15 protein-coding genes and 1 tRNA gene are annotated in these 20,540 nt (G+C 69.2%); 7 read left to right on the top strand and 9 right to left on the bottom strand.

What is annotated here, in order from left to right; translation table 11 throughout:
* Positions 1–53 precede the first annotated feature (53 nt).
* Together AC3WQY_RS02340 and AC3WQY_RS02335 are read left to right on the top strand one after the other, a co-directional pair.
* The gene (locus tag AC3WQY_RS02340; RefSeq protein WP_285231190.1) at positions 54–1,682 is read left to right on the top strand and encodes an ABC transporter permease; all 1,629 of its coding nucleotides are present in this window, start codon (positions 54–56) and stop codon (positions 1,680–1,682) included.
* Positions 1,683–1,746: 64 nt separating this feature from the next.
* Positions 1,747–2,106, top strand: a complete 360-nt coding sequence (locus tag AC3WQY_RS02335; RefSeq protein ID WP_492705453.1) for a hypothetical protein — start codon at positions 1,747–1,749, stop codon at positions 2,104–2,106.
* A 3-nt stretch (positions 2,107–2,109) separates the two neighbouring features.
* On the opposite strand, the gene AC3WQY_RS02330 is transcribed toward AC3WQY_RS02335, so the two are convergent.
* From AC3WQY_RS02330 to AC3WQY_RS02310, 5 genes are all read right to left on the bottom strand, one after another.
* Positions 2,110–2,184: transfer RNA gene (locus AC3WQY_RS02330), tRNA-Arg, on the bottom strand.
* Between the two features lie 48 nt (positions 2,185–2,232).
* Positions 2,233–3,291, bottom strand: coding sequence for an acyltransferase family protein (locus tag AC3WQY_RS02325; protein ID WP_492705451.1), 1,059 nt, complete (start codon positions 3,289–3,291; stop codon positions 2,233–2,235).
* 178 nt (positions 3,292–3,469) lie between these two features.
* Entirely contained in the window at positions 3,470–7,687 is a 4,218-nt protein-coding gene (locus tag AC3WQY_RS02320; protein ID WP_492705449.1) for a translocation/assembly module TamB domain-containing protein, read from the bottom strand.
* Between the two features lie 8 nt (positions 7,688–7,695).
* On the bottom strand, positions 7,696–9,534 hold the full coding sequence (locus AC3WQY_RS02315; protein ID WP_492705447.1) for an autotransporter assembly complex protein TamA: 1,839 nt from the start codon (positions 9,532–9,534) through the stop codon (positions 7,696–7,698).
* On the bottom strand, positions 9,531–10,712 hold the full coding sequence (locus AC3WQY_RS02310) for a vWA domain-containing protein (RefSeq protein ID WP_285231196.1): 1,182 nt from the start codon (positions 10,710–10,712) through the stop codon (positions 9,531–9,533). The genes AC3WQY_RS02315 and AC3WQY_RS02310 overlap by 4 nt, the downstream gene beginning before the upstream one ends.
* A gap of 88 nt (positions 10,713–10,800) precedes the next feature.
* Here AC3WQY_RS02310 and AC3WQY_RS02305 point away from each other — a divergent pair, with 88 nt between their 5' ends.
* A complete protein-coding gene (locus tag AC3WQY_RS02305; RefSeq protein ID WP_285231197.1) occupies positions 10,801–12,081 on the top strand; it encodes a sensor domain-containing phosphodiesterase in 1,281 nt (426 codons plus the stop codon).
* 3 nt (positions 12,082–12,084) lie between these two features.
* Here AC3WQY_RS02305 and AC3WQY_RS02300 read toward each other — a convergent pair whose 3' ends face one another.
* The 4 genes from AC3WQY_RS02300 to AC3WQY_RS02285 are packed head-to-tail and all read right to left on the bottom strand — an operon-like array spanning position 12,085 to position 15,825.
* Positions 12,085–14,097: a S9 family peptidase gene (locus AC3WQY_RS02300; RefSeq protein ID WP_492705444.1), complete on the bottom strand. Its 2,013-nt coding sequence runs from the start codon at positions 14,095–14,097 to the stop codon at positions 12,085–12,087.
* Positions 14,098–14,144: 47 nt separating this feature from the next.
* Entirely contained in the window at positions 14,145–14,756 is a 612-nt protein-coding gene (locus AC3WQY_RS02295; protein WP_492705442.1) for a GNAT family N-acetyltransferase, read from the bottom strand.
* Positions 14,753–14,971, bottom strand: coding sequence for a hypothetical protein (locus tag AC3WQY_RS02290; protein WP_285231200.1), 219 nt, complete (start codon positions 14,969–14,971; stop codon positions 14,753–14,755). Before AC3WQY_RS02290 ends, AC3WQY_RS02295 begins: the two co-directional genes overlap by 4 nt.
* Positions 14,971–15,825: an AAA family ATPase gene (locus tag AC3WQY_RS02285; RefSeq protein ID WP_285231201.1), complete on the bottom strand. Its 855-nt coding sequence runs from the start codon at positions 15,823–15,825 to the stop codon at positions 14,971–14,973. Before AC3WQY_RS02285 ends, AC3WQY_RS02290 begins: the two co-directional genes overlap by 1 nt.
* An 87-nt stretch (positions 15,826–15,912) precedes the next feature.
* Between AC3WQY_RS02285 and AC3WQY_RS02280 the strand changes: the two genes are divergently transcribed.
* The 4 genes from AC3WQY_RS02280 to AC3WQY_RS02265 all read left to right on the top strand — a co-directional run bounded on the left by AC3WQY_RS02280 (position 15,913) and on the right by AC3WQY_RS02265 (position 20,511).
* The gene (locus tag AC3WQY_RS02280) at positions 15,913–16,557 is read left to right on the top strand and encodes a c-type cytochrome (protein ID WP_492705439.1); all 645 of its coding nucleotides are present in this window, start codon (positions 15,913–15,915) and stop codon (positions 16,555–16,557) included.
* Between the two features lie 146 nt (positions 16,558–16,703).
* On the top strand, positions 16,704–17,954 hold the full coding sequence (locus tag AC3WQY_RS02275; protein ID WP_492705437.1) for an HD-GYP domain-containing protein: 1,251 nt from the start codon (positions 16,704–16,706) through the stop codon (positions 17,952–17,954).
* Positions 17,955–18,025: 71 nt separating this feature from the next.
* A complete protein-coding gene (locus AC3WQY_RS02270) occupies positions 18,026–19,630 on the top strand; it encodes an ABC transporter substrate-binding protein (RefSeq protein WP_492705435.1) in 1,605 nt (534 codons plus the stop codon).
* A gap of 26 nt (positions 19,631–19,656) precedes the next feature.
* Complete coding sequence (locus AC3WQY_RS02265) at positions 19,657–20,511, top strand: urease accessory protein UreD (protein WP_492705433.1); 855 nt, start codon at positions 19,657–19,659, stop codon at positions 20,509–20,511.
* Positions 20,512–20,540: the final 29 nt, after the last annotated feature.

Below are 20,540 nucleotides of genomic sequence, written 5' to 3'. Positions count from 1 at the left end.
CTGAGCCCGTTTCTCGAATGCGCATTATTCGCATTTGATCCCTGTCAAGCCGAATGCTGCGCTTCATCATCCTTGTCTGCCTGTTGCTGGCCGTGCCCGTTGCGGGCGTTCTGGGCTCCTGGCTGGCTCTCGACGCCCAGGCCTGGGCCATCCTGGCGCACCAGTGGCAGACCGTGCTGCCCGAATACGCCTGGTCTTCGCTGCTGCTGTCGGTGAGCGTGGCCCTGGGTGTGGCATTGCTGGGCGGGGCCACGGCCGCCGCGGTGAGCCTGTTCGAGTTTCCGGGCCGGCGCTGGTTCGAATGGGCCTTGCTTCTGCCCATGGCGATGCCGGCCTATGTGGCCGCCTATGCCTATACCGATGTGCTGCAGTACAGCGGCGCGCTGCAGAGCACGCTGCGCCAGTGGACCGGCGCGCAGGGCGCGCTGTGGCCGGATCCGCGCAGCCTGCCCGGGGCGGTGCTGCTGTTCGTGCTGTGTCTCTACCCCTATGTCTACCTGCTCACCCGCACCGCCCTGGCCGAACGCGGCGTGGCACTGATGGAGGCGGCGCGCATGCTGGGCGCCGGCACCTGGAGGCGCGTGCGCGAGGTGGCGCTGCCGCTGGCGCGCCCGGCGCTGGCGGCGGGCGTGGCCCTGGCGCTGATGGAAACCCTGGCCGACTATGGCGTGGGCGCCTATTTCGGCCTGACCACGCTGACCACCGGCATCTACAAGGCCTGGCTGGTGATGAACGATCGCATCGCCGCGGCCCAGTTGGCCTCGGTGCTGCTGCTGGTGGTGGCGCTGCTGCTGTGGCTGGAGCGGCGCGCCCAGGCCAGGCTGCGTTTCGTCGGCAGCCGCAGCGGCGCCCTGCATGCGGCCGAAGCCAGGCCGCTGCCGCTGCAGGGCCTGGCCGCACTGGGCGCCTTCCTGCTGTGCGCGCTGCCGGTGCTGCTGGGTTTTGTGCTGCCGGTGCTGGTGCTGCTGCAGCTGCTGTGGCAGGAGGGCATGCATGGCGAGATGGGCCTGCCGCTGGCGCGCTTTGCGCAATGGGCCTGGACCAGCCTGCAACTCGCCGGCCTGGCGGCCGTGCTGGCGGTCTCGCTGGCCCTGGTGCTGGCCTATGCGACCCGGGTGCGCAGTGCCTCGCCCACGTTGGCGGCGCTGCTGGGCGTGTCGAACCGCATCGTCTCGCTCGGCTATGCCGTGCCCGGTGCGGTGCTGGCGGTGGGCATCCTGCTGCCGCTGGGCTGGCTGCAGACCCATGCGCCGCAGCTGGGTCTGACGGCGCTGATGACGGGCAGCATCGCCGGCCTGATCTATGCCTACCTGGTGCGCTTCTCGGGCGTGGCCCTGCAATCGGTGGAGGCCGGCTATGCGCGCATCTCCACCACCGTGGACGAGACCGCACGCATGCTGGGCGCCTCGCGCCGCCGCCTGTTCCTGGAGCTGCATGCGCCGCTGCTGGCGCGCTCGGCACTGGCGGCCGCCTTGCTGGTGTTTGTGGACGTGATGAAGGAGTTGCCCGCCACCCTGGTGCTGCGCCCCTTCAACAGCGACACCCTGGCGGTGGTGGCCTACCAGCTGGCGCGCGACGAGCGCCTGGGCGAGGCGGCCCTGCCGTCGCTGGCCATCGTGTTGGTGGGTTTGGTGCCGGTGCTGATGCTGTCGCGCGCCATGCGCAAGAAACCTGGGACTTGACCACCACGCCCCGGCGCTTTGATACTGACTCGCAATATGCGTCGTACAGGAGCCCGGATCCGCTATGGATAGCAACCACTGGCTGATGGCCATCGCAGGCCTGGTGATCGGCATCGGCCTGGCCTGGGGCGCCGCGATGTGGTGGTTCGGCCGGCTGCTGAAGCAGGCCGCGCTGCGGCTCGAGAAGACCGAAAAGGCCCGCCAGTTCTCCGCCACCCAGACGACCCAGGCGCGCAAGCAGATCGAGGCGCTGCAGCATGAGCTTGGCGAACTGCGGCATGCGATGCAGCACAAGGCCCATATCGCGCGCTCCCTGCCGGACAGCCCGGAGATGATTCTCCCGGTCGCCGACACACCGGCAAGCCGGTCCGGCCCCGGCGATGGATTCGCCGATACCCAGATACTGCTGCCGAGCAAGCGCTGAGTCTGGTCCCCCCGACAGGAATCGAACCTGTATCTGCCGCTTAGGAGGCGGCCGTTCTATCCATTGAACTACGGGGAGCGGGTGCGGATTCTAGCGGGGCTTTGCGCCGGGCCCCGATCGGCCGGCCTACATCGCCAGCCGTCTGAACATCAGGTCGACGCTGGACCAGGATTGCCGTTGCAGGCAAAGCTGCCAGGTGAGCAGCAGGGTGCCCGCAAACAAGGCCACATAGTAGAAGGGCGAATGGATTTGCGCCGTGCCGACCAGCGTCAGCACGATGGCAAGCGTCTGCAAGAAGATGCGATGCATGACGAAGGAGCCGAGCGCGTAGGCGCCGATGAGTTCGATCGCACGGCCCATGCGCGACGGTAGCCAATGGACGGCGGCTACCGCCAGCAGATAGACGCAGCCGAACTTGGCGACCGCGCCGAAGCTGCCGCGCAGCACGTGCCACAGCGCAGTCTCCGGCCACCAGGTCGAGGCATAGAGCAGACACTGCAGGACGACCAGCGAGCCCAATATGGGCAGCTTGCGGCTTTTCCGCTGGCGGACGGCCATGCCTATCCAGATGCCCAGACAGCCGTTCACCAGGAAGGGCAGCAGCGGGAAACCGCCCAGCCCTTCCGTCAGCAACAAACGCACAAACCAGTTGGTGGCCAGTTCGGCGCCATGCAGCTGCAGCTTCAGCATGGACAGCGCCAGCTGGCAGGCCGCCAAGCCAGCCAGGACGAGATAAGGCGCGCGCGCGACGCCGCGTATCACGGCGGGGGCCAGCAGCAGCAGCGTGGCCGTGGGGAACAACACACCGGAGATGGTCCATGGCGTCTCCAGCGTCACAAAGCCAAGCCACCATTGCGGATGCAAGGCGCTCGCCAGGTGCCCGTCGGACAACTGGCGAAGCAGGGCGAACGCGATATTCGACACCAGCATGACGGCGAAGATCTGCATGCCGCGGCTGCGCAGCGCGCGGTCGCGCGCGATCTCGGGCCGTCGCTCGGAAAACAGGTAGCCGGCGCCGTAGCCGGACAGCACGACAAAGGCCACCGTCGCCCAGCCGTTCGGCAGCCAGAGATCGGAGCGCAGCCAATGCGCGGCATCGATCTGCGCCAACGAAAGCGCGTGGGTGTTGCACATCAATACGAAGAGCATGCCGCGGCACATATCGATGGCGCTATTGCGGTTCACGATGTCTCCAACGAAATTTTCTCAATCATGTTGCGTGGACCCTTGCGTCGATTCAGCTGACAGGCGAGTGCTGGCCCAGCGGCTACCTGACTTTATATGGCGACAGATGGCTCAGCGGGGAATGTAGCGGCAGTCGGGGTTCCAAGCCGATGTGCCGGTGTAAATTTGTGCACGGCGCTCACTCCCATTTCCACTGCCAGATGAAGTCCAGCGCGTTGTCGTCGCCCGATTGGGCGCGCAGGGTGAAGCGCTGGGCGATGCGGTAGATCAGCTGCCAGCTGCCGGTGGTGGCGTTGAGCCCGCGCTCGTAACCCACGTAGACGCGTTTGCTGAGCTGCTTGCCCAGGCGCACCACCGTGCCCTTGGCCTCGTCGGCATCCTGGTGCACCGAGAGCTCGTCCAGGCCCAGGTTGCGCATCAGCTTGCCGCTGGCGCTTTCGCCCTCGCCGCTCAGCAGCGCCATGGCGGCGCGCTGCAGCAGGGCGGTGTCGCCGCGCCCCAGGCTCTCGGGGGCGCGGCCCAGCACCAGCCAGGAGAGCTTGTCGCTGTCGCGCATCTCGGGCTCCGAATAGAGCTTGATGCGCGGGTTCAGCGCCGTGCCGGTGACGGTCACGCCCACCCGCACGTCGTCGAGGCCGGGGCGTATCGCCAGCACGTCCAGGCGCGGGTTGTCGGCCGCGCCAGCGAAGCTGATCTGGCCGCGCTCGATCTCGAGCTTTTGCGCATAGGCATCGAAGCTGCCGCCCACCGCCGAGACCACGCCATGCAAGGCCGGCTTGCCGTTGCTGTGCGTGAGCCTGAGCTGGCCCGCCAGCAAGGTGTCGAGCCCGCGGCCGCGCAGGCGCAGCTTCTTGCCCAGGTCCAGCTCCAGCTGCACATGCACGGGCAGCTTGCTGGCGCCGTTGCCGGCCTCGCTGCGCTCTTCCTGGCTGTCCTCGGGGCGCAGCACCAGCACATCCTCGTCCAGCTGCGGTGCGTTGCCGCGTGTGAAGTCGAACAGGCCCTCGTCGGCGCGCAGCTTGCCGCCCACGTCCAGGCCCTGGCGGCTGAGCTTGACCAGGCTTTCGCCGCTCAGCACCAGGCGCCGGTCGACGCGGCGCAGCAGCGCGAAGCGCTCGGCGCTGAGCCTGAACTCGGCGCTGGGCTCGGCGCCCAGCAATACCTGACCCTCGGCGCGCAGGCTGCCTTCGCCGCCGCGCGCGCTGAGATGCTCGAGGCGGGCGCTTTCGCCGCTCAGGCGCAGGCCGAACTCGCCCTGCTGCAGGTCCACGCCATAGAGCGGGTTGCGCAGCGAGAGCCCCTGGCCGCCGGCCTGGCCGGTGATCTGCGGCGCGCCCAGCTTGCCGCCCAGGCTGAGGCTGGCGAACAGGCTGCCACCCAGGCGCCAGCCGGTCGGCACCCAGGCGCCCCAGGTGCCCAGATTGGCCACGCGCGCCTCCAGCACGCCCTCCAGCGGCGCGGCCGGGCCGGGCAGCAGATGCGGGGCGGCCGCATGCGCGGTGAGGGCGCCGCCCAGCGCGCCGAGGTTCTGGCCGGCCATCGCCTGCGTGAGGTGCCACACGCCCTGGTCGGCCAGCAGCCCGAAGCGCAGCTCGGTGAGGCCCAGCGCCTGGGTGCCGCGTTCGTCGGTCACGCTCAGGTCACCGGCGCTGCGCTGCACCGCCACGTCCACCTTGAGATTGCGGGCGCCGCTGCTGACGCGCGCCGCACCGCCCATCACCAGATTGCCGCCCCAGCCGAAGCCGGGCTGCCAGCGTGCCAGCAGCGGTGCCACCGCCAGCGGCTCCATCGCCAGCTCGAGTTCCAGCTGGGGGGCGGCCGCGGTCAGCGCATCGAGCTGGAACTGGCGCCAGGCAAAACCTGCCCCCAGCAGCTCGAGCCGCCCCGGCGCGGCCTGCAGGGCCTCGAGGCGGCCCTGCGCGCCGAACTCCAGCTGCAGGGCCAGCTGGGAGGCCGCCAGCCAGGCCGGCAGGGCCGCGTTGTCCGGCCGGGCCAGCAGCTCGAGCTGGCGCGCCTGCCAGCGCGCGCCCTCGCGCCAGGCACGCGCCAGCGGCTGCGACCAGGCGCCCTCCAGGCTCAGCCTGAGCCCGCCGCTCTGCAGCGGGCCCTGCGCACTGCCGTTCAACCAGCCGGGCAGGCGGTAGTCGCCCTGGGCGCTGAGCGTGAGCTGGTGCTTGGACCAGGGCCCGTTGAGCGCCAGCGCCAGCTCGCGCAGATGCAGGCTGCTGCCGGCGTCGAGCTGCTGGACGCCGGCCTGCAGCCGCAGCTGGGCATCGTCGCCGCCGCCCAGGGCGGCTTGCAGCTGCGCCTGCCTGATCTGCAGCGCCGGCAGCTGCTTGGCGCTCAGGCGCAGCTCCTTGATCTGCAGCTGCGCCTCGCTGCTCAACTGCCAGGGCAGTGCGGCATCCTTGCCGGCGGGGCTCAGCTCCAGGCCCAACGAGCCGGCCAGCTCGCCCTGCAGGCTCAGGCCGGGCAACAGGGCGGGGAATAGGCCGCCCAGCCAGGGCTGCAGGGCCGCCAGCTGGGGCGCCTGCCAATCGCTCTCCAGGCGCAAGCGGTCGGCACCACGGTCGGCGTCGCGCCCGGCCAGCTTGGCCTGCAGCTGGTTGCCTGCCAGCTTGAGCGCGAGCTGGGCCTGCGGCGCGGCCTCGGCCTGGCGCGCATAGCGCAGCTCGCCCGTCAGCGGCAGGCCCGCCAGCTGGCTGGGCTGGATCTGCAGCAGGGCCTGGCCCTGCGGTGCGTGGCGCCAGGGCGCGGTGCCCGCGGCGTTCGGGCCGCGGCTCAGCCTGGCGTCCAGGCTGGCGTTCAGGCTCTGGCTGCCGCTGCGCCAGGCGCCGCCGGCGGCGCCGCGCCAGAAGTGGCGCAGGTCCAGCGCGCTCATGCGCGCCTGCAGCTCGGCGTTCCAACCGCGGCTCCACTGGCCGGCCTGCTGCAGCGTCAGCGCGCCCTGCGCCTCGAGGCGGCCGCCGCCCGAGAGCAGGCGCCATTGCCGCAGCTTTGCGCCGGCGAGGCTCAGCTCGCTCTCGGCCTGCAGGCTGAACTCGGCGGCCTGCAGCTCGGGCGCGAGCCGGCCCTTCAGGTCCAGCGTCAGCGTCACCGGCGGCCAGCTCGCCAGCGCCTGCATGCCGGCCTGGCTGTGCAGGCGCAATTGGCCGGTGGCCAGGGCGGGGGCGAGCCGGCCGTCCAGCAGTTCGCTGCGCAGGCCATCGATCTCGATGCTGAGCGTGGAGCCCGCCTGGCTGGCGCTGCTGCCAAGAGCGCCTAGATTGCCTACCGCATGCAGACGGCCGGCGGCCTGCGTCTGCGTGCCCAGCTGCAGATCGAGCTGGTGCAGGCGCAGGCTGGCCGGGTCCCAGGGTTTGAGCTCCAGATCCAGTGCCAGCTGGCGCAGCGGCAGGGCCTGCGCGTCGAAGCGGCCGGCCATGCCATTGCGCAGCGCGGCGCTGATGCGCAGCGGCGCCTGGGCCTGCGCGGCACGCAGGCTGACGCTGCCCACCAGGCTGGTGCGTGGCGCGCCGCGCTGCAGCTGTGCCAGGTCCAGGCCCTGGGTATGCAAGTCCAGGGCTTGCAGCGGCCAGGCCTCGAAGGGCGCCAGCGTGGCGCTGGCCTTGAGCGTCTGCGGGCTGCTTGGCTCGGAGCTGTAGCCAGGGCTGTCCAGCTGCGCCTGCACCGGAAGGTGCAGGAGCGGCCCGTCGGCCTGCAGCCGCGCCGTCCAGGCCGGCAGCTGCGCGGCACCGAGGCTAGCAGCGGCGGGCTGGCGCGCCAGCAGCTGGGCCTGTACGCGCATCTCGCCGCCGCTCTGCACGCTGGCCTCGCCGCTCAGCTCGCGCTGATCCCAGCGCAGTGCGGTGATGCGCGCGCGGTGCAGCGCGCCGCCTTCCGCGCTCAGCGACAGGCTGGCTTGCAGGGCCTGCAGCGGCTGATCGCTCAGCGAAGGGATGCGCAGTTCGGCAACGCTCAGGCTGGCGATCTCGAGCGCGAAGGGCAGGCGCAGGTCCTGCGGCGCGGCCGTGGCCTCGGTGGTCGGCGCAAGGCTGAGCTCGACGCGCTCGGCGCTGACGCTTTCGAGCAGCAACCGACCCCAGAGCTGAGGCGAGCGATGCCAGCCGAGCGCGGTGCCATGCGCCCGCAGGCCCTGGATGGTGAGCGTGTCGGCGCCGCCGGGAAGGTGGTAGCGCAGGCGGCGTGCAGAGAAATCGCCCAGCACAGTGCCCTGCGCACCTTCCAGCTCCAGCCCCGGCACCTGGCGCAGCAGCCAGGCGCTGCCCGGCTCGGTGGCCAGACCCCACCACAGCGCCAGGCCGCCGCCGGCCAGTGCGCAGGGCAGCAGCAGGGTGCCCAGCAGCAGGCCACGGCCGGGCTTGCGTCGGCGGGCGGCTGGTGCGGGCGCGCTCACGGGCTCATTCACAAAGCGATCCCCACGCTGAAGTGGAGGCGCCAGCTGCCCAGGGCCTGGGCGCGCGCCACGTCCACGCGCAGCACCCCCACCGGGCTGCGCAGGCGCAGGCCGAGGCCATAGCCCAGCGTGGGCTTGAGTTCATGCCAGTGCATCGCGGCCTGGCCGGCATCCACGAACACCGCGCCCAGCAGGCTGGGCAGCTTGCGGCTGAGCGGATGCGCCAGCTCGGCGCTGCCGGTCCAGAGCACGCGCCCGCCGACCTTGTTGCCCAGCGCATCCTGCGGCCCCAGATCCTCGGGCGCATAGCCGCGCACCGAATCGTCGCCGCCGGCGCGGAAGCGCAGCGCATCGGGCAGGCCGACGGCGTCGCCGGCCAGCAGCTGGCCCAGCTCGGTGCGCAGGGTGCTGGTCCAGTCGGCGCCCAGGCGCTGGTACCAGAACAGGCGCGCATGCAGCTTGCCGAACCAGCCGTTCTGGGCCACCGAGTTGTCGGCGCGGCCCAGGCCCAGCAGCCAATGGGCGGTGAGGCCCTGGGTGGGCACGATGATGCTGTCCACGCGGCGCCAGCTGCGGTCCAGGTTCAGCGAGATCGCACTGCCATGCACCTCGCTGCCGGGAAAGCGCTCGTCGGTGCGCAGCCACTCGAGGTAGTAGGTGCGATCGTTGTTCTCGGTCTCGCGCTGGCGGCCCAGGCGGGCGCGCCAGTTGAGCTTGGTCTGGTTCTCGATCAGCTGGTCGCGCTCCACCGCGAAGGCGGCGAGATTGCGCTCCATATCGGTCTGCGGGTGCGAGGTCAGCTCCAGGTCCAGCGCGCTGCGGTCGCGCCCCAGCTCGATCTTGCTGCGCGCGCGCAGGTCCAGGCCGAAGGGGCGGCGGTGCAGATGCTCGAGGCCCACACGGGGGCCATTGGTGGTGTGGTAGCCGATGCTGGCGGTGGCCTGCTGGCGCGCGGCCTCGCGCACCGTCACCAGCACCGGGGAGGCGGAGGCTGTCTCCGCATCGGGGCTGATCTCCACGCTGATGCTGTCGAACAGCCCGGTCTTGATGAGGCGCTCCTGGAAGTCCAGCAGCGTCTTGGCGCTGTAGGCATCGCCCTCGCGGTAGGCCGCCAGGCGTTCGATGCTGGAGGCGGGCTGGTGCTTGAGCCCCGCTATCCTGAGCGCGCCGAGGCGGAACAGCGGGCCGCTGGCTAGCGTCAGCGCCAGCTCGGCGGCATTCGTCTCGGTGCGCACCAGCGCGCGGCTGCTGGCCCAGTGCGCGAGCGGATAGCCCTCCGTGCGCGCCAGATTGAGCAGGCCGTTCTTGGCCTCGCTCCAGGCCGGCTGGTCATAGGCCGCGCCGACGGGCAGGGCCCAGGCCTCGCCAAGGCGCTGGCGCAGTGCCGCGCCAGCGGGCTCCGCCAGCGCGCCGGCAAAGTCCAGCTGCACGGCGCTCACCTGCGCCTGCGGGCCGGGCTCGACCGCCATGCGCAGGCGCTGCAGCTGCGCGTCGCCCTGGCGCTGCATTGCGACCTTGGCGTTGAAGTAGCCGGCCGTCTCGAGCAGGGCGCGCGCCTGTTCGGGGGCGGCGGCGCTGAGGCGGTCCAGCTCCACCAGGCTGAGGCGCTCGTCCTCGGCGGTGTTGCGAAAGCGTGCCAGGTCCAGATGCTCGTAGAGCAGGGCACGCAGGGCCGCGGGCGCGTCGATGTCGAGTTCGTAGGCGGCCACCAGGCGGGCGGGCGCGCCGTCCTGGGCGGCCTGGATGGCGGGTTTGCGGCTGAGGGCATCGCTCAAACCCTTGAGGCTGGCGCAGCCGCCCAGCCCTAGCGCGACCATCAGCATGGCCGCGATGCGCAAGCCGCTCATTTGCTCAGCAAGCGCATCGCACCTTCCAGCCCGGCGAGCGAGAGCGGGAACATGCGCTGGTGCAGCAGCTGCTGGATCAGCGCGATGCTCTGCCGGTACTGCCACACGCCCTGCGGCTCGGGGTTGATCCAGGCGTTCTTCGGGAAGGCGTGGGTGAGGCGCTGGATCCATTCGGCGCCGGCCTCCTCGTTGTTGTATTCGACGCTGCCGCCGGGCTGCAGGATCTCGTAGGGGCTCATGGTGGCATCGCCGACGAAGATCAGCTTGTAGTCCTTGTTGTACTTGCGAATGATGTCCCAGGTGGGCGTCTTCTCGGCAAAGCGGCGGCGGTTGTTCTTCCACACGAAGTCGTAGACGCAGTTGTGGAAGTAGAAGAACTCGAGGTGCTTGAACTCGCTCTTCACCGCCGAGAACAGTTCCTCCACGCGGTGGATGTGTTCGTCCATGGTGCCGCCCACGTCCATCAGCAGCAGCACCTTGACCTTGTTGTGGCGCTCGGGCTGCATGCGGATGTCCAGCATGCCGGCGTTGGCGGCGGTCTTGTGGATGGTGTCGTCGAGGTCGAGCTCGAGCTCCGAGCCCTCGCGCGCGAAGCGGCGCAGGCGGCGCAGCGCCACCTTGATATTGCGCGTGCCGAGCTCGAGGTTGTCGTCGTAGTCCTTGTAGGCGCGCTGTTCCCAGACCTTCACCGCGCTCTTGTTCTTGCCGGCACCGCCGATGCGTATGCCCTGCGGGTTGTAGCCGCCATGGCCGAAGGGGCTGGTGCCGCCCGTGCCTATCCACTTGCTGCCGCCCTCGTGGCGTTCCTTCTGTTCCTCGAAGCGCTTCTTGAGCGTCTCCATCAGCTCGTCCCAGCCCATCTTCTCGATGGCCGCCTTCTGCTCGGGCGTGAGCTCCAGCTCCAGGTGCTGGCGCAGCCATTCCAGCGGCACCTCCTTGGTGAAGTCGGTGAGCATCTCCACGCCCTTGAAGTAGGCGGCGAAGGCGCGGTCGAACTTGTCGAAATGCGCCTCGTCCTTGACCAGGCTGGTGCGCGCCAGGAAGTAGAACTTGTCGACCGTGGGGCCGCCTTCGTCGTCGATCACGCCGGCCTTGAGCGCCTCCAGCAGGGTGAGGAACTCCTTGACCGAAACCGGCAGCTTGGCAGCGCGCAGGGTGTAGAAGAACTTGATCAGCATGGTGTGGCGGCGCTCGGGGGCTTCGGTTCATTATCCATGTCCGCCGGCTTGCTTTAGCATCGGCACACCGCAGCCACCGGCCCTCGCGATGAACATCGAAGTCGAACAGATGCTCAAGGCACTCTACGGCGCCATTTCCGACGATGGCGAGGGGCGCTGGGTGGCGCGGCTGGGCGAGCAGGTGCTGCGCAGCAGTTTCCAGCCCATCTACAGCTTTCCGCACCGCCGGCCGGTGGGCTACGAGGGCCTGATACGCGTGACCGATGCGGCCGGCCAGCCGCTCTCGCCCATCAGCGCCTTCGAGCGCGTGGCCAGTTTCGACGAGCAGGTCAAGCTCGATCGCCTGTGCCGCCTGCTGCATGTGCACAACTTCGTCGAGCAGAAGGTGCCCGATTGCTGGTTGTTCCTCAACATCCACCCGGCCGTGTTCGTGCACGCCGCCAACCAGGCCGAGATGCTGGCCAAGGCGGTGGAGGTGGTGCACCAGCTGGGCCTGCCCATGCACCGGCTGGTGTTCGAGGTCACCGAGGACGTGATGGCGCAGGATGCCAAGTTCGAGGCCGCGGTGGAGAGCGCACGCGCCACCGGCTGCCTGCTGGCGCTGGACGACTTCGGCGCCGGCCATTCCAATTTCGACCGCATCTGGCGCATCCGCCCCGAGATCGTCAAGCTGGACCGCAGCCTGCTGCAGCGCGCCATGGGCTCCGGGCGCATCTCACGCGTGCTCACGCAGATGGTCGCGCTGCTGCACGAGTGCGGCGCGCTGGTGCTGCTGGAGGGCGTGGAGACGCGCGACGAGGCGCATCTGGCGCTGGACGCCGACATCGACCTGGTGCAGGGCTATGCCTTCGGCCGGCCGCAGCCCGAGCTGATCTCGGACGGCGCCGTCTCCAGCGAACTGGAGAGCATCTGGGCCCTGTTCGACGACCGCCACCTGGTCGGTCGCGCCGCCTACCAGGAGCGCGTGGCGCCCTACCAGACCGCCATGGCCCTGGCCCTGTTGCCGCTGCAGCAGGGGCGCGGGTTGCGCGAGGCCTGCGACGCCTTTCTGCGCCTGCCGGGCGTGCAGCTCTGCTACCTGCTGGACGAGCAGGGCCGCGAAATCGGTGCGCGCGTGGCGCCGCTGGGCCTGGACCAGGCGCACGACCAGCGCTTCGGCCCGCTCGAGCGCGCCGGCGACGCACGCTGGGCGCGCCGCCCCTATTTCCGCCGTGCCATCTCGGCAGTGGGCGAGGTGCAGGTGACGCGCCCCTACCTCAGCCTGCACGGCGCGCGCATGTGCATGACCGTCTCGGTGGCCTATTGGCAGGACGGGCGGCTGCGCGTGCTGTGCGGCGACGTCGACTGGGCCCAGGGCGAGCCGGGCTGAAGCTCAGCGCTTCTTGTCGTACTGCTTCAGCCAGCCGAAGAATTCGCCGTACCAGAGCTTGCTGTTGCGCGGCTTCAGCACCCAATGGTTCTCGTCCGGGAACCACAGCAGGCGCGCATCCACGCCGCGCGCCTTGAGCGTGTTGTAGTAGGCCAGGCCCTGGGCATCGGGCACGCGGTAGTCCAGCGCGCCGTGGATCACCAGGGTGGGCGTCTGCATATGCTGGGCGAAGGCATGCGGGCTTTGCGAGGCCACCTTGGCCGGGTCGTCCCAGTACCAGGCGCCCAGCTCCTTGGCATGCCAGGTGTAGGCATCGTCGGCAAACATGGCCTGCCAGTCGTAGCAGCCGGCATGGCAGACATAGGCCTGGTAGCGGCCCGGTTTCACATGGCCGTTCATCCAGGCGACCATATAGCCGCCGTAGCTGCCGCCGGTGGCGAACACGCGCTGCTTGTCGGCCCAGGGCTTCTTGAGCAGCAGGGTGGTGGCGGCCTCCACGTCCTGCAGCTCCAGCTCGCCCCAGCGCTGGGTGATCGAGTCCAGGAAGGCATGGCCGAAGCTCGAGGAGCCGTGGTAGTTCACGCAGGCCACCACATAGCCCTGCGCGGCAAAGGCCTGGTGGTTCCAGCGCCAGTGCCAGCTGTCGCCAAAGGCGGTGTGCGGCCCGCCGTGGATCACATGCATGAGCGGGTATTTGCGGCGCGCGTTGAAGCCGGGCGGGTAGATCAGCCACATCTGCACCTGCTCGTCGTTCGCGCCCTTGAACCAGACTTCCTCTTCCTTGCCGAAGGCGTACTGCGCCAACAGCTTGTCGTTGACGCTCTCGATGCGCCGCCACACGGCGCCCAGGCCTTCCTCGTCGCCCTCGCTCTCGAGCACCGAGATGCGCGCGGGATGTTGCACGCCGTCGTGGTTGACGACGATGGTGCCGGCCTCCAGCGCAAAGCTGGCCGCATGGCCGCCGCGGAACAGCACGAAGGCGCCGCCGGTCTTGACGTCGAAGCGCCAGAGATGGCGACGGCCGCGGTCCTCGGCGCAGAACAGCAGACCCAGATCGTCCTCGTCCCACAGCAGCGGGGCGGCGACCTCGTGGTCCCAGTGCTCTGATAGCACGGCCCAGTGGCCGGCCGTGTCCAGCACCGCCAGCTGATTGGGCATGGTGTGCTTGAGCCCCTGGTGGCTGGCCAGAAAGGCCAGGTGCTGGCCGGCGTGGCTGTAGACCGGCGCGGTGAAGTCCCAGGCCTCGTCCTGCAGCAGGGTGCGGATCTCGCCGCTGCGCAGCTCCACCTCGGCCAGCGCATGGCAATGGTCCAGGCGCTGCTCGGGCTGGGGGTCGTAGCTGAAGACGATGCGCTTGCCGTCGGGCGAGATGTCGAAGCTGTTGGCGCTCTGCTCGGCGCGCGTGAGCTCGAAGTCGCTGCCCTCGAACAGGTCGCGGGTCCTGCCGGTGGCGATGTCCAGCACATGCAGATGCGCCACCCGGCCCATCGGGATGTGATGGTCCCAGTAGCGATAGAGCGCCTCCGAGGTCACGTAGCCGCTGGTCTTGCGATCCTTGAAGGCCTGCAGGGCCTTGGCCTGCGCGGCCGCGCCCTTCAGCCCGGGCCAGACCCAGGAGATGAAGGCAATGCGCTTGCCGTCGGGGAACCACTTGAAGGCCTCGACGCCGGTGGCCACGCTGGAGACGCGCCGCGCCTCGCCACCATCGGGCGGGATCACATAGAGCTGGGTTTCCTCGTCCTTCGTGCCCTCCTGCTCGCGGCGCGCCATGAAGGCGATCAGATCGCCCTTGGGGCTCCACAGCGGCGCGCCGTCCTTCTCGCCGCAGCTGGTGAGCGTGCGCGGCTCGCCGCCCAGGGTCGAGAGCAGGCTCAGCGTCGAGCTGCCCTTGTTCTTCTCCATGTCGTAGCGGGCCAGGCTCACGACCGCCTGTGCGCCATCGGGCGAGAGGCTGGGCGCGCCCAGGCGCTCCAGCTGCCAGAGTGCATCAACGTCAAACAGGGGCTTCTTCGCCATGGCGCGAACCTTTGTGGGGTGAGGGCAGGGGGGAAGGCAGTGGGGGCTCAGCGCGGTCGCGCCAATTGCCACTGCAGATGGGTTTTGATGGTCGGCCACTCGGGCGCGATGATGCTGTAGACGCAGGTGTCGCGCAGATTGCCGTCGGCGGTGCGCAGGTGCGAGCGCAGGATGCCGTCCAGCTGCGCGCCCAGGCGCTCGATGGCGCGCCGGCTCTGCGTGTTGAGGCGATGGGTGCGGAACTCCACCGCGATGCAGCCCAGCGTCTCGAAGGCATGCGTCAGCAGCATCAGCTTGCACTGGGTGTTGAGGCCGGTGCGCTGCACGCGCGGCGCGTACCAGGTGGAGCCGATCTCGACGCGCCGGTTGGCGTGGTCGATGTTCATGTAGGTGGTCATGCCGGCGATGCGGCCGGCGGCGTCGAACACCGTGAAGGGCAGCATGCTGCCGGCCGCGTGCAGGGCCAGGCGGCGCTCGATCTCGGCCGGCACGCGTGCCGGCGCGGGCACGGCGGTGTACCAGAGCTGGTGCACACCGCCATCGGCGGCGGCTTCGGCCAGCCCCTCGGCATGCGAGCTGTGCAGGGGCTCCAGGCGGGCATGCTGGCCCTGCAGGGTGACCCAGTCGGTCAGCTTGGGGGCCGCGGCGCCTTCACTCATGGCTTGATCAGCAGCCGGCGCAGCAGCCAGCGGCCCAGGCCCGAGCCGGCCACGATCAGCACCAGGCTGGCGATCTGCGGCAGGCCGTAGCCGGGGGTGTTGACGAAATCCAGGCCGAACTGCTGGCCCAGCAGCCAGCCGCCCAGGGCGCCGACGATGAAGCCGATGCCATCGGCCAGGCCCTCGCGCAGCGCGGCTTCGGTTTGCTTGCTCATCAGCGGTTGTGGCGTTGCATGAAGACGAGCTTTTCGAACAGGGTCAGGTCTTGCTCGTTCTTGAGCAGGGCACCCACCAACGGCGGGATCGCGACCTTGTCGTCCTGGCTTTGCAGGGCCTCGGTGGGGATGTCCTCGGCCACCAGCAGCTTGAGCCAGTCCAGCAGTTCGGAGGTGCTGGGTTTCTTCTTCAGGCCCGGCAGATTGCGCACGTCGAAGAAGGTCTTCATGGCCGCCGCGAGCAGCTCCTTCTTGATGCCGGGGAAATGCACGTCGACGATCTGCTGCATGGTCGGCGCGTCGGGGAACTTGATGTAGTGGAAGAAGCAGCGGCGCAGGAAGGCGTCGGGCAGCTCCTTCTCGTTGTTGGAGGTGATGAAGACCAGCGGCCGGTGCTTGGCCTTCACGAGCTGGCGCGTCTCGTAGACGTAGAACTCCATGCGGTCGAGTTCGCGCAGCAGGTCGTTGGGGAACTCGATGTCGGCCTTGTCGATCTCGTCGATCAGCAGCGCCACCGGCTGGTCGGCCGTGAAGGCCTGCCAGAGCACGCCCTTGACGATGTAGTTCTCGATATTGCGGACCTTGTCCGAGCCCTCGATGGAGGCCAGCTGGCTGTCGCGCAGCCGGCTCACCGCATCGTATTCATACAGGCCCTGCTGGGCCTTGGTGGTGCTCTTGATATGCCACTGCAGCAGCGGCAGGTCCAGCGCCGTGGCGACCTCCTCGGCCAGCATGGTCTTGCCGGTGCCGGGCTCGCCCTTCACCAACAGGGGGCGCTGCAGCGCGATGGCGGCGTTCACCGCCAGCATCAGGTCAGCGGTGGCAACGTACTGGTCCGAACCTTGAAACTTCATGGTGTAGATCAAACCCAAAGAGGCGGCGGGCCAGTATAAGGTGGTGCCTATAATGCGCCCCGGTGTCAGAACAAGACTTTCGGGATCATGAACAAACTTCTGCATATTGCACTCGCCCTCGCCACCACCTGCGCCGCTGGTCTGGCGCAAGCTCAAGACGTGAAGGCCGGTGAGACGAAGGTCGCCATGTGCATTGGCTGCCATGGCATCCCTGGCTATCAGGCCAGCTTCCCCGAAGTGCACAAGGTGCCGATGATCGCGGGTCAGAACGCCAAGTACATCGGCGCCGCGCTGACGGCCTATGCCAAGGGCGAGCGCAAGCATCCCACCATGCGCGGCATTGCCCAGACCCTCAGCGATGCGGACATCGCCGATGTGGCCGCCTTCTACGAGCAGCAGGCCAAGGCGCCCGAAGCGCCGCTGACCATCAACACGCCCAGCGATGAGGTCAAGGCCCTGCTGGACAAGGGCGCCTGCGCCTCCTGCCACGGCGGCAACTTCAGCAAGCCGATCGATGGCGCGTATCCCAAGCTCGCCGGCCAGCATGCCGACTATCTCTACGTGGCGCTGAAGTCCTACCAGACCGAGGGCAATGCGGTGGTGGGTCGCGGCAACGCCATCATGGGCGCGCAGGTCAAGCAGTTCAGCCACAGCGAACTGAAGACCCTCGCCAAGTACCTGGCCTCGCTGCAGGGCGAACTGCGCACAGTGCCGCAAAGCAAGATGCGCTGATGCTGCTGTCGCCTGGGTGACAGGCGCAGCCAACAGTGATCTGCAGCAAGCCGCCGACACGGGCGGCTTTTTGTGTCCGAATGCGCATGCGGCCGCGGCCAAGGCGTCGCATACTGGCGGCGTACCCCGCCGCAGTCGCCCGCTTCATGCTCAAAAAGATACCGACCAGCCAGCTCAAGCTCGGGATGTTCCTGCAAGCGATGGAGGGGTCGTGGTTCTCCCATCCCTTCTGGAAGACCAAGTTCGTGCTGCGCGAACAGGGCGATCTGGACGCCTTGCTGCGCAGCGAGGTGGCGTTCTGCGTGATCGATGTGTCGCAGGGCCTGGACGTCGAGGCCGCACATGACACTGCCTTTGCCGCCACCGAACCCGCGCCGCTGCGGGTCGAGCAGGCGCCCGACGCCCCGGTCATGGCGCCGAGCCCGCCCAAGCCGGCCGCAGAGGCGCGCGTCAGCATGTCCGCGGAGCTGGAGCGCGCGGCCCAGTTGGTGAACCGCTCCAAGCAGGCGGTGGTGTCGCTGTTCGGCGAGGCCCGCATGGGCCGCGCCATCGATGCCGAGCAATGCCTGCCCCTGGTCGAGGAGGTGGCCGACTCGGTGGCGCGCAACCCCTCGGCGCTGATCAGCCTGGCGCGCCTCAAGACCAAGGACGACTACACCTATATGCACTCGGTGGCGGTGTGCGCGCTGATGGTGTCGCTGTCGCGCCAGCTGGGCCTGAGCGAGGCGCAGACCCGCGAGGCGGGGCTGGCCGGCCTGCTGCATGACGTGGGCAAGATGATGATGCCGCTGGAGGTGCTCAACAAGGCCGGCGCCCTCACCGACGCCGAGTTCAGCGTGATGCGTTCGCACCCGGTGCGCGGCTACGAGGCGCTCAAGGCCGGCGGCATGGTGCCCGAGTCGGCCCTGGACGTCTGCCTGCACCACCACGAGAAGATGGACGGCAGCGGCTACCCGAACAAGCTCAAGGGCGACGACATCAGCCTGCTGGCGCGCATGGGCGCGGTGTGCGATGTCTACGACGCCATCACCTCCACCCGGCCCTACAAGGCGGCCTGGGGGCCGGCCGATTCGCTCGCACGCATGGCGCAATGGTCCGGGCATTTCGATGCCGCGGTGTTCCAGGCCTTCATCCGCAGCGTGGGCATCTATCCGGTGGGCACGCTGGTGCGGCTGCAGTCGGGCCGGCTGGCGGTGGTGATCGACCAATGCCCGGCATCGCTGACCATGCCCACGGTGCGCGTGTTCTTCTCCACCAAGTCGCAGATGCCCATACCCGTGCAGGTGGTGGACCTCGCCCAGCCCGGCTGCAACGATCGCGTCACCGGCCGCGAGAACCCGGCCGACTGGGGCTTCACGCATATCGACGAGCTCTGGTCGCGCCCCACGGCGCATTAGGGTCGCCCCGCTGCGCCGACGCGCGGGCGCTCCCTACACTCGGCCGCAACAACATCGTTTGGGGGCTGGGCATGAAGCATCGCTTGCTGATGGTGGGTGGTTGGGCCGTGGCGGCGCTGTTGGCTGCCGCGGGCAGCTCAGCGCAGACGCTGCGATGGGCCAGCCAGGGTGATCCGCAGACCATGGATCCCCACTCTCAGAACGAGAGCATGACCAACAACATGAACGGGCAGATCTACGAGCGCCTGACCCGTCGCGACAAGCAGCTGCAGCTCGCCTCCAGCCTGGCCACCGAATGGACCCAGCTCGCGCCGTTGCAGTGGCGCGTCAAGCTGAGGCCGGGCGTGAAGTTCCACGATGGCACGCCCTTCACGGCCGACGACGTGGTGTTCTCGGTGAATCGCGCCAAGGAGCAGACCTCGCAGATCGCCGTCTACGCCAATGCGGTGGGCGTGCCGCGCAAGCTCGACGAGCTAACGGTCGAGTTCCAGCTCGCCAGCTTCAACCCGATCTTTCTGCAGCACCTGGACACGCTGTGGATGATGAGCAAGAGCTGGTGCGAGAAGCACAAGGCCACGCGGCCGCTGGACTTCAAGAACCGCGAGGAGTCCTACGCCGGCATGAATGCCAATGGCACCGGGCCTTACCGCCTGGTGACGCGGCAGCCCGGCATCAAGACGGTGCTGCAGCGCAACCCCGCCTGGTGGGACCGGCACGAGGGCAATGTGCAGGAGATGATCTACACGCCCATCAGCAACGATGCCACGCGGCTGGCGGCGCTGGTATCGGGCGAGATCGACTTCGTGCTCGACCCTGCGCCGCGCGATGTGCCGCGCCTGCGCGCCACGCCCGGGCTGAAGGTGATCGAGGGGGTGGAGAACCGCATCGTCTTCATCGGCATGGACCAGCAGCGCGAGCAGCTGCAATACGCCAAGGTGCCCGCCCTGAATGGGCAGGAGCGGAACCCGTTCAAGGACCTGCGCGTGCGCCGCGCCCTCTACCAGGCGGTGGACATCGAGGCCATCCGCAGCAAGCTGATGAACGGGCTCTCGGCACCCACCGGCGGCATCACCGCCTCCACCCTGGGCGCCTACAACGACCCCGCGCTGGAGACCCGCCTGCCACTGGACCTGACGGCGGCACGCCGGCTAATGGCCGAGGCCGGCTATCCGGATGGCTTCGAGGTCACGCTGGACTGCCCCAACAACCGCTATGTCAACGACGAGTCCATCTGCCTGGCCCTGGCCAGCATGTGGGCGCAGATCAAGGTGAAGGTCCGGGTCAACGCGATGCCGCGCGTCAACTACTTCCCCAAGATCGAGAAGTACGACACCAGCATGTACATGCTGGGCTGGGGCGGCGCCATCACCGATGCCGAGACCCTGCTTACCGCGGTGCTGCGCAACCCGGGCGAGAAGGGCGTGGGCTCCTACAACTACGGCCGCGCGCGCAACGACAAGTTCGATGCCCTGGCGGCGCAGAGCAGCAACGAGCCCGATGCCAGGAAGCGCGAGGCCCTCATCAAGGCCGCGCTGGCCGAGTACCGCGAGCAGATCCAGCTGATCCCGCTGCACCGTCAGGTGATCCCCTGGGCGGCGCGTGCCGGCGTCAATGCGGTACACCGCGCCGACAACTGGCTGGAGCTCTCCTGGGTGAGCATGGCGGCTGCCAGGTAGGCAGGCTTCTTGCTGAGCATGCCGGCATGACCGACGCCCCACCCGCACATCCCTCCTGGCACGCCAGCCTCGCCCTGCAATACGCGCTCGAGCAGGGCCGCACGGTGGCCCGGCATCAGCACGAGGGGCCGCTGCGCATACTCAAGAGCCTCTATCCCGAGGGCGACGCGATCTGCCACAACGTGCTGGTGCATCCGCCCAGTGGCCTGGTGGGCGGCGACACGCTGGCCATGCAGCTGGAGCTGGGCGAGGGCGCGCACGGCCTTGTCACTACCCCGGGCGCGACGCGCTTTTACCGCAGCGCCGGCGCCCAGGCCGCGCAGACCCTGCATGCCAGGCTGGCGCCCGGCGCGCGCCTTGAATGGCTGCCGCTCGAGGCCCTGGCCTACCCGGGCTGCCATGCGCTCAACCGCGCCGTGTTCGAGCTGGCGCCGGAGGCCGAGCTGCTGACCTGGGACATCACCGCCCTGGGCCTGCCGCAGGCCGGCCGGCCCTTCGAGCATGGGCGCTTTGCCCAGCATCTGGAGATCCCCGGTATCTGGCTGGAGCGCGGCGTGATCGCGGCCGAGGACGGCCTGCTGCTGGACGGCGCGCTGGGCCTGGCCGGCCAGCGCTGCCTGGCCACCCTGGTGTTTGCGGCGGGGGCGGCCTTGCCGCGCGCACGCCGGGAGCGCGCGCTGGACGCCGTGCGCGCCCTGATCGAGGGCCATGCCTTGCGCAGCATGGCCGGCGCCACCGCCGCCCACGAGCGGGTGCTGGTGCTGCGCTGCCTGGCGCCGCTGGTGGAGCCGGCCGCCGATCTGCTGCGCGCCTGCTGGGCCGCCTGGCGCCGCGAGCTCTGGGGCCTGACGGCCGTGCCGCCGCGCACCTGGTCACTCTAGTAAGGGACTCGCCCTGCGGGGGGGGCGGG

It is taken from the genome of Roseateles sp. FW301-B2, from assembly GCF_058788955.1.
Note: the sequence above shows the minus strand (reverse complement) of the source record. Positions and strands in the feature narration are given on the sequence as shown.